Source organism: Bacillus sp. NEAU-242-2 (genome assembly GCF_027853835.1).
GTDB lineage: Bacteria > Bacillota > Bacilli > Bacillales > Bacillaceae > Bacillus > Bacillus velezensis.
This window is the reverse complement of sequence record NZ_JAPNNY010000009.1, coordinates 21,609-35,599: the sequence shown is the minus strand read 5'-3', so window position 1 is coordinate 35,599 and position 13,991 is coordinate 21,609. Positions and strand designations below refer to the sequence as shown.

The 13,991-nt window shown below is 44.8% G+C and carries 15 protein-coding genes; all 15 read left to right on the top strand.

Features of this window, described 5'->3' with window-relative positions; all coding sequences use genetic code 11:
* The first annotated feature begins 38 nt into the window (after positions 1-38).
* Positions 39-3,638: a DNA-directed RNA polymerase subunit beta' gene (gene rpoC / locus OWN49_RS18465; RefSeq protein ID WP_007410398.1), complete on the top strand. Its 3,600-nt coding sequence runs from the start codon at positions 39-41 to the stop codon at positions 3,636-3,638.
* 167 nt (positions 3,639-3,805) lie between these two features.
* The gene (locus OWN49_RS18460) at positions 3,806-4,054 is read left to right on the top strand and encodes a 50S ribosomal protein L7ae-like protein (protein WP_003156443.1); all 249 of its coding nucleotides are present in this window, start codon (positions 3,806-3,808) and stop codon (positions 4,052-4,054) included.
* 115 nt (positions 4,055-4,169) lie between these two features.
* The gene (gene rpsL, locus OWN49_RS18455) at positions 4,170-4,586 is read left to right on the top strand and encodes a 30S ribosomal protein S12 (RefSeq protein WP_003156445.1); all 417 of its coding nucleotides are present in this window, start codon (positions 4,170-4,172) and stop codon (positions 4,584-4,586) included.
* Positions 4,587-4,626: 40 nt separating this feature from the next.
* On the top strand, positions 4,627-5,097 hold the full coding sequence (gene rpsG, locus OWN49_RS18450) for a 30S ribosomal protein S7 (protein WP_003156447.1): 471 nt from the start codon (positions 4,627-4,629) through the stop codon (positions 5,095-5,097).
* A gap of 52 nt (positions 5,098-5,149) precedes the next feature.
* Entirely contained in the window at positions 5,150-7,228 is a 2,079-nt protein-coding gene (fusA, locus tag OWN49_RS18445; protein ID WP_007410399.1) for an elongation factor G, read from the top strand.
* Between the two features lie 119 nt (positions 7,229-7,347).
* Entirely contained in the window at positions 7,348-8,538 is a 1,191-nt protein-coding gene (gene tuf, locus OWN49_RS18440) for an elongation factor Tu (RefSeq protein WP_003156451.1), read from the top strand.
* Positions 8,539-8,641: 103 nt separating this feature from the next.
* Positions 8,642-9,607 (top strand): alpha/beta fold hydrolase, encoded by a 966-nt coding sequence (locus tag OWN49_RS18435; RefSeq protein ID WP_070081273.1) that lies wholly within the window; start codon positions 8,642-8,644, stop codon positions 9,605-9,607.
* Positions 9,608-9,855: 248 nt separating this feature from the next.
* Positions 9,856-10,164: a 30S ribosomal protein S10 gene (rpsJ, locus tag OWN49_RS18430; RefSeq protein ID WP_003156464.1), complete on the top strand. Its 309-nt coding sequence runs from the start codon at positions 9,856-9,858 to the stop codon at positions 10,162-10,164.
* Between the two features lie 39 nt (positions 10,165-10,203).
* Positions 10,204-10,833: a 50S ribosomal protein L3 gene (gene rplC, locus OWN49_RS18425; RefSeq protein WP_003156465.1), complete on the top strand. Its 630-nt coding sequence runs from the start codon at positions 10,204-10,206 to the stop codon at positions 10,831-10,833.
* A gap of 27 nt (positions 10,834-10,860) precedes the next feature.
* The gene (gene rplD, locus OWN49_RS18420; protein WP_003156466.1) at positions 10,861-11,484 is read left to right on the top strand and encodes a 50S ribosomal protein L4; all 624 of its coding nucleotides are present in this window, start codon (positions 10,861-10,863) and stop codon (positions 11,482-11,484) included.
* Positions 11,484-11,771 carry a 50S ribosomal protein L23 gene (rplW, locus tag OWN49_RS18415; RefSeq protein ID WP_003156467.1) on the top strand — a complete coding sequence of 96 codons (288 nt, stop codon included), beginning with the start codon at positions 11,484-11,486 and terminating at the stop codon, positions 11,769-11,771. The genes rplD and rplW overlap by 1 nt, the downstream gene beginning before the upstream one ends.
* A gap of 31 nt (positions 11,772-11,802) precedes the next feature.
* On the top strand, positions 11,803-12,636 hold the full coding sequence (gene rplB, locus OWN49_RS18410) for a 50S ribosomal protein L2 (protein ID WP_003156470.1): 834 nt from the start codon (positions 11,803-11,805) through the stop codon (positions 12,634-12,636).
* A 57-nt stretch (positions 12,637-12,693) separates the two neighbouring features.
* Positions 12,694-12,972, top strand: coding sequence for a 30S ribosomal protein S19 (gene rpsS / locus OWN49_RS18405; RefSeq protein ID WP_003156472.1), 279 nt, complete (start codon positions 12,694-12,696; stop codon positions 12,970-12,972).
* Positions 12,973-12,988: 16 nt separating this feature from the next.
* Positions 12,989-13,330, top strand: a complete 342-nt coding sequence (gene rplV, locus OWN49_RS18400) for a 50S ribosomal protein L22 (RefSeq protein ID WP_172614390.1) — start codon at positions 12,989-12,991, stop codon at positions 13,328-13,330.
* A gap of 3 nt (positions 13,331-13,333) precedes the next feature.
* Positions 13,334-13,990, top strand: coding sequence for a 30S ribosomal protein S3 (gene rpsC, locus OWN49_RS18395; protein ID WP_003156476.1), 657 nt, complete (start codon positions 13,334-13,336; stop codon positions 13,988-13,990).
* Position 13,991 lies beyond the last annotated feature (1 nt).

Sequence of the window (13,991 nt, the reverse complement as noted above, 5' to 3'; positions counted from 1 at the left end):
CATCGGTTAATCCGAAGATAAAAAGGGAGGTAGGCCCCTTGCTAGATGTGAACAATTTTGAGTATATGAACATCGGTCTTGCTTCACCGGATAAAATCCGTTCATGGTCTTTTGGTGAAGTGAAAAAGCCTGAAACGATAAACTATCGTACGTTGAAACCTGAAAAGGACGGCCTGTTCTGCGAACGCATTTTCGGACCGACTAAGGACTGGGAATGTCATTGCGGCAAGTACAAGCGGGTTCGTTATAAAGGCGTAGTTTGTGACCGTTGCGGAGTTGAAGTAACGCGGGCTAAAGTCCGTCGTGAGAGAATGGGGCATATTGAACTGGCTGCCCCGGTTTCTCACATTTGGTATTTCAAAGGTATTCCGAGCCGTATGGGTCTTGTATTGGATATGTCACCGCGTGCGCTGGAAGAAGTTATTTACTTTGCTTCTTACGTCGTAACTGACCCGGCCAATACACCGCTCGAAAAGAAACAGCTTTTATCTGAAAAGGAATACCGTGCGTATCTGGATAAGTACGGAAACAAATTCCAAGCCTCTATGGGTGCGGAAGCCATTAATAAACTTCTGCAGGACATCGACCTTGTCAAAGAAGTTGATATGTTAAAAGAAGAGCTGAAGACTTCTCAAGGACAGCGCCGTACACGTGCGATCAAACGCCTTGAAGTGCTTGAAGCCTTCCGTAATTCAGGAAACAAGCCGTCTTGGATGATCCTCGACGTGCTTCCGGTTATTCCGCCTGAATTAAGACCGATGGTTCAGCTTGACGGCGGACGTTTCGCAACGTCTGACCTGAACGACCTTTACCGTCGTGTCATCAACCGTAATAACCGTTTAAAACGTCTGTTAGACCTCGGCGCGCCAAGCATCATCGTTCAGAACGAAAAACGTATGCTTCAGGAAGCAGTCGACGCTCTGATTGACAACGGACGCCGCGGCCGTCCGGTTACCGGACCGGGTAACCGTCCGCTTAAATCTCTTTCTCATATGCTGAAAGGGAAACAAGGGCGGTTCCGTCAGAACCTTCTCGGTAAACGTGTAGACTACTCAGGCCGTTCCGTTATCGTCGTAGGCCCGCACCTGAAAATGTATCAGTGCGGTTTGCCGAAGGAAATGGCGCTTGAGCTCTTCAAGCCTTTCGTCATGAAAGAGCTTGTTGAAAAAGGCCTTGCTCACAATATCAAGAGCGCAAAACGCAAAATCGAACGCGTGCAGCCTGAAGTATGGGATGTACTTGAATCTGTCATTAAGGAGCATCCGGTCTTACTGAACCGTGCCCCTACTCTTCACAGATTAGGTATCCAGGCTTTCGAACCGACGCTTGTTGAAGGACGCGCCATCCGTCTTCACCCGTTAGTATGCACAGCTTATAACGCTGACTTTGACGGTGACCAAATGGCGGTTCACGTACCTTTATCAGCTGAGGCTCAAGCTGAGGCGCGCATTCTGATGCTTGCAGCCCAAAACATCTTGAACCCTAAAGATGGTAAACCGGTTGTTACGCCGTCTCAGGATATGGTATTAGGAAACTACTACCTGACGCTTGAGCGCGCCGGAGCAGTCGGCGAGGGTATGGTTTTCAAAAATACGGACGAAGCGCTTCTTGCTTATCAAAACGGTTATGTTCACCTTCATACGAGAGTAGCTGTTGCAGCGAACTCCCTTAAGAATGTGACATTTACTGAAGAACAGCGTTCAAAATTGTTAATTACAACTGTCGGTAAGCTCGTCTTCAATGAAATTCTTCCGGAATCATTCCCTTACATGAATGAACCAACGAAGAGCAACATTGAAGAGAAGACACCTGACCGTTTCTTCTTAGATAAAGGTGCTGACGTAAAAGCTGTGATTGCTGAGCAGCCGATCAACGCACCGTTTAAAAAAGGCATTTTGGGTAAAATCATCGCGGAAATCTTTAAACGATTCCATATCACGGAAACGTCTAAAATGCTTGACCGCATGAAAAACCTTGGTTTCAGATATTCAACGAAAGCCGGCATCACAGTAGGGGTTTCTGATATCGTCGTTCTCGATGATAAACAGGAAATCCTTGAAGAAGCACAAAGCAAAGTGGATAATGTTCTGAAACAGTTCAGACGCGGTTTAATCACCGAAGAAGAACGTTATGAAAGAGTCATTTCAATTTGGAGTTCAGCGAAAGATGTTATCCAAGGCAAACTGATGAAATCATTAGACGAAGTCAACCCGATCTACATGATGAGTGATTCAGGAGCCCGTGGTAACGCATCTAACTTTACACAGCTTGCGGGTATGCGCGGTCTGATGGCCAACCCGGCTGGACGAATCATTGAATTGCCGATTAAATCAAGTTTCCGTGAAGGTCTGACAGTATTGGAGTACTTTATCTCCACTCACGGTGCGCGTAAAGGTCTTGCCGATACCGCCCTGAAAACAGCTGACTCAGGTTACCTTACACGCCGTCTTGTTGATGTTGCGCAGGATGTTATCATTCGTGAAACAGATTGCGGAACAGACCGCGGTATTCTTGCAAAACCGCTCAAAGAAGGCACGGAAATCATCGAGCGTCTGGAAGAGCGTCTGATCGGACGTTTCGCCAGAAAACAGATCAAACATCCTGAAACGGGTGCTGTGCTCATTAACGAAAATGAATTGATCGATGAAGATAAAGCGCTGGAAATCGTTGAAGCCGGAATCGAAGAAGTGTGGATCCGTTCCGCGTTCACATGTAACACTCCTCATGGTGTATGTAAACGATGCTACGGACGTAACCTTGCAACCGGAACTGATGTTGAAGTCGGCGAAGCAGTAGGTATTATCGCCGCTCAATCTATCGGTGAGCCTGGAACACAGTTAACGATGCGTACGTTCCACACAGGCGGGGTTGCCGGAGACGATATTACACAAGGTCTTCCGCGTATCCAAGAGCTTTTCGAAGCGCGTAATCCTAAAGGTCAAGCGACGATTTCTGAGATTGACGGTACAATTGCCGAAATCAATGAAGTCCGCGACAAACAGCAGGAGATTGTTGTTCAGGGCGCTGTTGAGACCCGTTCATACACGGCACCTTACAACTCACGCCTGAAAGTGGCTGAGGGTGATCAGATTACCCGCGGTCAAGTGCTGACAGAAGGTTCAATCGATCCGAAAGAACTTCTTAAAGTCACTGACCTGACGACGGTTCAGGAATATCTTCTGCATGAGGTTCAGAAGGTTTACCGTATGCAGGGGGTTGAAATCGGCGATAAACACGTAGAAGTAATGGTTCGCCAAATGCTTCGCAAAGTCCGTGTAATCGATGCCGGAGATACTGATGTTCTCCCTGGCACATTGCTTGATATTCACCAATTTACAGAAGCGAACAAAAAAGTGCTGCTTGAAGGCAATCGACCTGCTACAGGCCGTCCTGTCCTTCTCGGTATCACGAAAGCTTCACTCGAGACGGATTCATTCTTGTCTGCCGCATCATTCCAGGAAACAACACGCGTTCTTACAGATGCTGCGATTAAAGGCAAGCGCGATGAACTTCTCGGCCTGAAAGAGAATGTTATCATCGGTAAACTGGTTCCTGCCGGTACCGGTATGATGAATTACAGAAAAGTAAAACCTGTTTCAAACGTTCAGCCTTCGGAAGATATGGTTCCGGCTGAATAACAGAAACTGCTGCAGGAAAGGCTGTTTTGACAGCTTTTCCTCAGTATTACAATTATTCTGGCGGGGACTGCACTAAAAAATGTCATACGTTGTTGACATCCGTCCCGCAGAGTGATAATATAACCAAGGTGCTCGAAATAAAACCTGTTACTTTGGAGGATATGTTTATGTCTTATGATAAAGTATCACAGGCCAAATCAATTATTATTGGTACGAAGCAAACAGTGAAAGCTCTAAAACGAGGTTCAGTGAAGGAAGTCGTCGTGGCAAAAGATGCGGATTCAGTTCTTACGGCTGGCGTTATCCAGCTTGCAAAGAACCAAAATACCGCTGTCTGTATGGTGGATTCCATGAAAAAGCTCGGCAAAGCCTGCGGAATTGAAGTGGGAGCAGCAGCTGTTGCCATTATGTTATAGCGTACTTTTTGTTTTTATATAAGATATCAATCTTGTGTAAAGACATTGTTTTTTGCCTAATGATGAACCACCTGGGTATGTGGGTTATAAAACGTAATGAAGGGAGGAACACAACATGCCTACAATTAATCAGCTAATTCGCAAGGGACGCGTGAGCAAAGTTGAAAACTCTAAGTCACCTGCACTAAACAAAGGATACAACAGCTTTAAAAAAGAGCACACTAACGTATCTTCTCCACAAAAACGCGGGGTATGTACTCGTGTGGGTACAATGACACCGAAAAAACCGAACTCAGCACTTCGTAAATATGCTCGTGTTCGTTTGACTAACGGAATCGAGGTTACTGCCTACATTCCAGGTATCGGTCACAACCTGCAAGAGCACAGCGTTGTACTGATCCGCGGCGGACGTGTAAAAGACTTACCGGGGGTACGCTACCACATCGTTCGTGGCGCGCTTGATACTGCCGGAGTTGAAAACCGTGCGCAAGGCCGTTCTAAATACGGTACGAAACGTCCTAAAGCAAAGTAATAATAATAAATCATTAAAACTATGAAGGGAGGATATTCAGATGCCACGTAAAGGTCCTGTAGCAAAAAGAGATGTTTTACCTGATCCGCTTTACAACTCTAAGCTGGTATCCCGCCTGATCAACAAAATGATGATCGACGGTAAAAAAGGTAAATCTCAAACAATCCTATACAAGTCATTCGATATCATTAAAGAACGCACTGGCAATGATGCAATGGAGGTTTTCGAACAAGCATTGAAAAACATCATGCCTGTACTTGAAGTAAAAGCACGCCGTGTAGGTGGAGCTAACTACCAAGTGCCTGTAGAAGTTCGTCCTGAACGCCGTACAACTCTTGGTCTTCGCTGGTTGGTTAACTATGCGCGTCTTCGCGGAGAAAAAACAATGGAAGAGCGCCTGGCTAACGAAATTCTTGATGCAGCTAACAACACTGGTGCTGCCGTTAAGAAACGTGAAGACACTCACAAGATGGCAGAAGCGAACAAAGCATTTGCTCACTACCGCTGGTAGGATTCATATAATCAAAATAATAATTCCCTAATAAGGAAGGAGAAATTACCCAATGGCAAGAGAGTTCTCCTTAGAAAAAACTCGTAATATCGGGATCATGGCTCACATCGATGCCGGTAAAACGACTACTACAGAACGGATCTTGTTCTACACAGGCCGTATCCACAAAATTGGCGAAACTCACGAAGGTGCTTCGCAAATGGACTGGATGGAGCAGGAACAAGAACGCGGTATCACAATCACTTCTGCAGCAACGACTGCACAGTGGAAAGGTTACCGTGTAAACATCATCGATACACCGGGACACGTAGACTTCACAGTTGAAGTTGAACGTTCACTCCGTGTACTTGATGGTGCGGTTGCCGTACTTGATGCTCAATCAGGTGTTGAGCCTCAGACAGAAACAGTATGGCGCCAAGCAACAACTTACGGAGTACCGCGTGTTGTATTTGTCAACAAAATGGACAAAATCGGCGCAGACTTCCTTTACTCTGTAGGCACTTTAAGAGACCGTCTTCAAGCTAACGCTCACGCAATTCAATTGCCGATCGGCGCTGAAGACAACTTCGAAGGTATCATCGACTTAGTAGAAAACGTTGCGTATTTCTACGAAGATGACCTTGGAACTCGTTCAGATGCGAAAGAAATCCCTGAAGAGTACAAAGAGCAAGCTGAAGAGCTTCGCAGCAGCCTGATTGAAGCTGTAGCTGAGCTTGATGAAGAGCTTATGGAAAAGTACCTTGAAGGTGAAGAAATCACTATCCCTGAACTGAAAGCTGCTATCCGTAAAGGTACACTGAATGTTGAATTCTACCCTGTACTTGTTGGATCTGCTTTCAAAAACAAAGGTGTTCAGCTTGTACTTGATGCTGTTCTTGACTACCTTCCTGCGCCAACTGATGTTGCTGCAATCAAAGGTGTACGTCCTGACACAGATGAAGAGATCGTTCGTCATTCTTCTGATGAAGAGCCGTTCTCTGCACTTGCATTTAAAGTTATGACTGACCCTTATGTCGGTAAGCTGACATTCTTCCGCGTATATTCCGGTACACTTGATTCCGGTTCATATGTAAAGAACTCTACAAAAGGCAAGCGTGAGCGCGTAGGACGTATCCTTCAAATGCACGCTAACAGCCGTGAAGAGATCTCTACTGTTTACGCTGGAGACATCGCAGCTGCTGTAGGTCTAAAAGATACTTCTACTGGAGATACTCTATGTGATGAAAAGGATCTTGTAATCCTTGAATCAATGGAATTCCCAGAGCCTGTTATCGACGTAGCGATTGAGCCTAAATCAAAAGCTGACCAAGATAAAATGGGTATCGCTTTAGCGAAACTTGCTGAAGAAGATCCTACATTCCGTACACAAACAAACCCTGAAACGGGTCAAACAATCATCTCTGGTATGGGTGAGCTTCACCTTGATATCATTGTTGATCGTATGAAGCGTGAGTTCAAAGTTGAAGCTAACGTTGGTGCTCCTCAAGTTGCGTACCGTGAGACATTCCGTACCGGTGCAAAAGTTGAAGGTAAATTCGTACGTCAATCAGGCGGACGCGGTCAGTTCGGTCACGTTTGGATCGAATTTGAACCGAACGAAGAAGGCGCTGGCTTTGAATTCGAAAACGCAATCGTCGGTGGTGTTGTTCCTCGTGAATACATCCCAGCCGTACAAGCAGGTCTTGAAGACTCTCTTGAAAATGGTGTCCTAGCCGGATTCCCGCTAATCGACATCAAGGCGAAACTTTTTGATGGATCTTACCATGATGTTGACTCAAACGAAATGGCGTTTAAAGTCGCTGCTTCTATGGCATTGAAAAATGCAGTCAGCAAATGTAACCCAGTTCTTCTTGAACCAATCATGAAAGTTGAAGTTGTTATTCCTGAAGAATACATGGGAGACATCATGGGTGATGTTACTTCTCGTCGCGGACGCGTAGAAGGTATGGAAGCTCGCGGTAACGCTCAAGTTGTGCGTGCGATGGTACCTCTTGCTGAAATGTTCGGTTACGCTACTGCCCTTCGTTCTAACACGCAAGGACGCGGTACGTTCACAATGTTCATGGATCACTACGAAGAAGTGCCGAAGAGCATCGCTGAAGAAATTATCAAAAAAAATAAAGGCGAATAATTGATTTTGCCACTTAACTCAAGTATAACTACTATTGTAAGATGAGGAAGTGAGAGCTTGCTTTCACTTTCTATCACTCTATACATTACTAATTAAAAGCTCTTAAGGAGGATTTTAGAATGGCTAAAGAAAAATTCGACCGTTCCAAATCACATGCCAATATCGGTACAATTGGACACGTTGACCATGGTAAAACAACATTAACTGCTGCTATCTCAACAGTACTTCATAAGAAATCTGGTAAAGGTACAGCTATGGCGTACGATCAAATTGATGGTGCTCCAGAAGAACGTGAGCGCGGTATCACAATCTCTACTGCACACGTTGAGTACGAAACTGACACTCGTCACTATGCACACGTTGACTGCCCAGGACACGCTGACTATGTTAAAAACATGATCACTGGTGCTGCGCAAATGGACGGAGCTATCCTTGTAGTATCTGCTGCTGATGGCCCAATGCCGCAAACTCGTGAGCACATCCTTCTTTCTAAAAACGTTGGTGTACCATACATCGTAGTATTCCTTAACAAATGCGACATGGTAGACGACGAAGAGCTTCTTGAGCTTGTTGAAATGGAAGTTCGCGATCTTCTTAGCGAATACGACTTCCCTGGTGATGATGTACCAGTTGTTAAAGGTTCTGCTCTTAAAGCTCTTGAAGGCGATGCTGAGTACGAAGAAAAAATTCTTGAACTTATGGCTGCAGTTGATGAGTACATCCCAACTCCAGAACGCGACACTGAAAAACCATTCATGATGCCAGTTGAGGACGTATTCTCAATCACTGGTCGTGGTACAGTTGCTACTGGCCGTGTAGAACGCGGACAAGTTAAAGTCGGTGACGAAGTTGAAATCATCGGTCTTCAAGAAGAAAACAGCAAAACAACTGTTACAGGTGTTGAAATGTTCCGTAAGCTTCTTGACTACGCTGAAGCTGGAGACAACATCGGTGCACTTCTTCGCGGTGTAGCTCGTGAAGACATCCAACGTGGACAAGTACTTGCTAAACCAGGTACAATCACTCCACACAGCAAATTCAAAGCTGAAGTTTACGTTCTTTCTAAAGAAGAGGGTGGACGTCATACTCCATTCTTCTCTAACTACCGTCCTCAGTTCTACTTCCGTACAACTGACGTAACTGGTATCATCAATCTTCCAGAAGGCGTAGAAATGGTTATGCCTGGAGATAACACTGAAATGATCGTTGAACTTATCTCTACAATCGCTATCGAAGAAGGAACTCGTTTCTCTATTCGTGAAGGCGGACGTACAGTTGGTTCAGGCGTTGTTTCTACAATCACTGAGTAATCGACTCGTTCATTAATGCGGGGTCCCTTATGGGGCCTCGTTTTTTTGTTTCCCCGCTGATTCCATGTATAATAGAACGTATACAAATTTTAGGAGAAGACCGATGGACGATAACTTCAAGAAAACCAATCGTATTTCAATGCTTCAGCAATTGCTGATTAATGGCAGTGAACAAACCATTATGATTAATGGTGATGACAGGAGTAATCCGCTGCTTTTGTTTTTGCACGGCGGTCCCGGCACGCCTCAAATCGGCTATGCGAGAAAATACCAGAATAAGCTGGAAAAGCATTTCACCGTTGTGAACTGGGATCAGAGAGGGGCGGGTCTCTCTTATTCAAAGGAAATTCCGGGTTCATCTATGACTTTGGATCAGCTGACAGCTGACACCATTCAGCTGACCGAACGCTTATGCGAGCAATTCAGCAGGCAAAAAATATATATCGCCGGCTATTCGTGGGGCTCAGTTCTGGCGCTTCATGTTCTTCAAGAGAAACCTGATTTGTATTATGCGTATATCGGTATCAGTCAGGTGGTTAATATTCAAAAGGAAGAAACGGAAGCTTACCGGCTGATGATGGAATGGAGCAGGCAACACAAACATATCCTGCTGGAAAAGACGCTGAGCTTTATCGGAGCACCTCCATGGGAGAAACAGCTGCAGCGAACGTTGTTTCTGCTTTGTATCGAGATGAGGGGAGGGGGCTTTACCCATCATCCGATCGGCGCTCTTAAAGCAGGGGGGCGAATGCTGTTTGGTGAACCGTACGGTGTGAGGGGGAGCTTCTTAGCCGCGCGGGGACAAATGTTCAGCCTGAAACACCTGTGGGAGGATCTCATTTCCTTTGATGCAGGGGAATCAGTTTCTTCTATTGTAATACCGTGCTGTTTTATGTCAGGGAGATACGATTTGACGGTACCGGGGACGACGTCTTATGAATATTATCAGAAGGTTGACGCGCCGTATAAAGAATGGCATTGGTTTGAGAACTCAGCCCATTCGCCTCACTTGGAGGAACCGGATCGCTTTGCCGAAGTTGTCAGCCGGTTCGCATCGTTCCATCTCTGAAAGAAAACAGGCATATCCTTGATTAATCATGGTATCACCTGTATAATAATCAAAGTGTGAAAACCACAAGGTTCTTTAAATAAACCTTGCAACATGCGTCTATTTTCTGTATAATAGTGTATGTTGGTCTTTGACTGCGATGAAGTGAGAGGTTGCTGACACACCCGGCCGCTTTGCCATGGCAAGGTGATCAGGTTTTTCTCACGGAGAACTGTCTAACGTGATGTAGGCGAAAAGGAGGGAAAATAATGGCAAAACAAAAAATTCGTATTCGTTTAAAAGCATATGATCATAGAATCCTTGATCAATCTGCAGAGAAGATTGTTGAAACGGCAAAACGTTCTGGTGCCAGCGTATCTGGTCCGATTCCGTTGCCAACTGAAAAATCAGTTTACACAATCCTTCGTGCGGTGCACAAATACAAAGATTCTCGTGAGCAATTTGAAATGCGTACACATAAACGTTTAATCGACATTGTGAACCCAACACCACAAACTGTTGATGCTCTCATGCGATTAGACTTACCATCTGGTGTCGATATCGAAATCAAACTTTAATTCTAAAATATAGAATGATCTTAATAGGAGGTGTGACGAATGACCAAAGGAATCTTAGGAAGAAAAATTGGTATGACGCAAGTATTCGCAGAGAACGGTGATCTTATCCCGGTAACTGTTATTGAAGCAGCTCCAAACGTTGTTCTTCAAAAGAAAACAGCTGAAAATGATGGCTATGAAGCGATCCAGCTTGGTTTTGACGATAAGCGCGAAAAGCTTTCAAACAAACCGGAAAAAGGACACGTTGCAAAAGCGGAAACTGCTCCTAAGCGCTTCGTTAAAGAATTACGCGGCGTGGATATGGATGCGTATGAAATTGGTCAGGAAGTCAAGGTTGAAATTTTCTCTGCAGGAGAAATCGTAGATGTAACAGGAGTATCTAAAGGTAAAGGTTTCCAAGGTGCAATCAAGCGCCACGGACAATCTCGCGGACCTATGTCTCACGGTTCACGCTACCACCGTCGTCCTGGTTCAATGGGACCTGTAGATCCTAACCGTGTATTCAAAGGTAAACTATTACCTGGACGCATGGGCGGAGATCAAATCACTGTCCAAAACCTTGAAGTCGTAAAAGTAGATGCTGAGCGCAATCTTCTTTTGATTAAAGGTAACGTACCTGGTGCGAGAAAAGCTTTAATCACTGTTAAAAGTGCTGTTAAATCTAAATAAGTCTCTTAGGAAAGGAGGAAATTGATCATGCCAAAAGTAGCATTATACAACCAAAACGGTTCTACTGCTGGTGATATCGAATTAAACGCTTCTGTATTTGGAATTGAGCCAAATGAGAGCGTAGTATTCGACGCTATTCTTATGCAAAGAGCTTCCTTACGTCAAGGATCTCACAAAGTAAAAAATCGTTCTGAAGTACGCGGCGGAGGTCGCAAACCATGGCGTCAAAAAGGTACAGGTCGTGCCCGTCAAGGTTCAATCCGTTCACCGCAATGGCGCGGAGGTGGTGTCGTATTCGGCCCAACACCACGCAGCTATTCTTACAAATTACCTAAAAAAGTTCGCCGCTTGGCAATCAAATCAGTATTGTCTTCTAAAGTGAACGACAACAACATTATTGTTCTTGAAGATCTTACTCTTGATACGGTTAAAACAAAAGAAATGGCAGCTGTCCTTAAAGGATTATCTGTTGAGAAAAAAGCTTTAATCGTAACTGCGGATGCAAACGAAGCAGTATCTCTTTCTGCACGCAACATCCCTGGAGTTACAGTTGTTCAAGCTAACGGAATCAACGTGTTAGACGTTGTCAACCACGAGAAGCTTCTGATTACAAAAGCTGCGGTTGAAAAAGTAGAGGAGGTGCTTGCATAATGAAAGATCCTCGTGATGTTCTTAAGCGCCCCGTCATTACTGAACGTTCTGCTGATTTAATGACTGAAAAAAAATATACTTTTGAAGTTGATGTAAGAGCTAATAAAACAGAAGTGAAAGATGCAGTTGAAAGTATCTTTGGAGTGAAAGTTGACAAAGTCAACATCATGAACTACAAAGGGAAATCAAAACGTGTCGGCCGCTACACTGGTATGACTAGCCGTCGCAGAAAAGCGATCGTAAAACTTACTGCAGACAGCAAAGAAATCGAAATTTTTGAAGCTTAATTATCTGTAAAAAGAAGGAGGGAAATTCAAAATGGCGATTAAAAAGTATAAACCGACCTCTAACGGACGTCGTGGCATGACAACTTCAGATTTTGCTGAAATCACGACTGACCAGCCGGAAAAATCCTTGCTTGCGCCCCTTCACAAAAAAGGCGGACGTAACAACCAAGGTAAATTGACTGTACGTCACCAAGGTGGCGGACACAAACGCCAATACCGTGTTATCGACTTCAAACGCGATAAAGATGGTATACCTGGACGCGTTGCTACAGTTGAGTACGATCCAAACCGTTCAGCTAACATTGCACTAATCAACTATGTAGACGGAGAAAAACGTTACATTCTTGCACCAAAAGGAATTCAAGTAGGTACTGAAATCATGTCCGGCCCTGAAGCTGACATCAAAGTAGGTAACGCACTTCCGCTTATCAACATCCCTGTTGGTACAGTTGTGCATAACATTGAATTAAAACCTGGTAAAGGCGGACAGCTTGTACGTTCAGCTGGTACATCTGCTCAGGTCCTTGGTAAAGAAGGCAAATACGTTCTTGTACGTCTTAACTCTGGTGAAGTTCGCATGATCCTTTCTGCTTGCCGCGCTTCTATCGGTCAAGTAGGTAACGAGCAGCACGAACTTATCAACGTTGGTAAAGCAGGACGCTCTCGCTGGAAAGGCATCCGCCCTACAGTCCGCGGTTCTGTAATGAACCCTAACGATCACCCGCACGGTGGTGGTGAAGGTCGCGCGCCAATCGGACGTAAATCACCAATGTCTCCTTGGGGCAAACCGACTCTTGGATTCAAGACACGTAAGAAAAAGAACAAATCTGATAAATTTATCGTACGTCGTCGTAAAAATAAATAACGGGGTTGTCTACGGTTCATTTCGGACCGTAGTGCAATCACGAAGGGAGGTTCCAAAATGGCTCGCAGCTTGAAAAAAGGACCATTTGTCGATGGACACTTGATGACAAAAATCGAGAAATTAAATGAAACGGACAAGAAACAAGTTGTAAAAACTTGGTCTCGCCGTTCAACTATTTTCCCACAATTTATCGGTCACACTATCGCAGTATATGACGGACGTAAACACGTGCCTGTATTCATTTCTGAAGACATGGTAGGCCACAAGTTGGGCGAATTCGCACCGACTCGTACTTACAAAGGCCACGCCAGTGACGATAAAAAAACAAGACGCTAAGAGAGGAGGCTTTTAAATGCAAGCTAAAGCTGTTGCAAGAACAGTCCGTATTGCTCCTCGTAAAGCACGTCTAGTAATGGACCTGATTCGAGGTAAGCAAGTAGGCGAAGCAGTATCTATCTTGAACCTAACTCCGAGAGCTGCTTCTCCGATCATCGAAAAAGTTTTAAAATCTGCTGTCGCAAATGCTGAGCACAACTACGAGATGGACGCTAACAATCTGGTTATTTCTCAGGCATTTGTTGACGAAGGCCCAACGTTAAAAAGATTCCGCCCGCGTGCTATGGGACGTGCGAGCCAAATCAACAAACGTACGAGCCACATTACAATCGTTGTATCAGAAAAGAAGGAGGGATAAGTAGTGGGTCAAAAGGTAAATCCAGTCGGTCTTCGTATCGGAGTCATTCGTGATTGGGAATCTAAGTGGTACGCTGGTAAAGATTACGCTGACTTCCTGCACGAAGATTTAAAAATTCGTGAATTCATTAGCAAACGCCTTTCTGACGCTTCTGTTTCTAAAGTAGAAATCGAGCGTGCAGCAAACCGCGTTAACATTACGATCCACACTGCTAAGCCTGGTATGGTAATCGGTAAAGGCGGATCTGAAGTTGAAGCACTTCGTAAAGCCCTTAACAGCCTTACTGGCAAGCGTGTACACATTAACATTCTTGAAATCAAAAGAGCAGATCTTGATGCTCAGCTTGTAGCTGACAACATCGCTCGTCAACTAGAAAACCGTATTTCTTTCCGCCGTGCGCAGAAACAACAAATCCAACGCACTATGCGTGCTGGAGCACAAGGTGTGAAAACAATGGTTTCCGGCCGTCTTGGCGGAGCTGATATCGCTCGTTCTGAATACTACAGTGAAGGAACTGTTCCATTGCACACTTTACGTGCTGACATCGACTATGCAACATCTGAAGCTGACACAACTTACGGTAAGCTTGGTGTAAAAGTCTGGATCTATCGTGGAGAGGTTCTTCCTACTAAGAAGAAAACTGAGGAAGGAGGAAAATAAT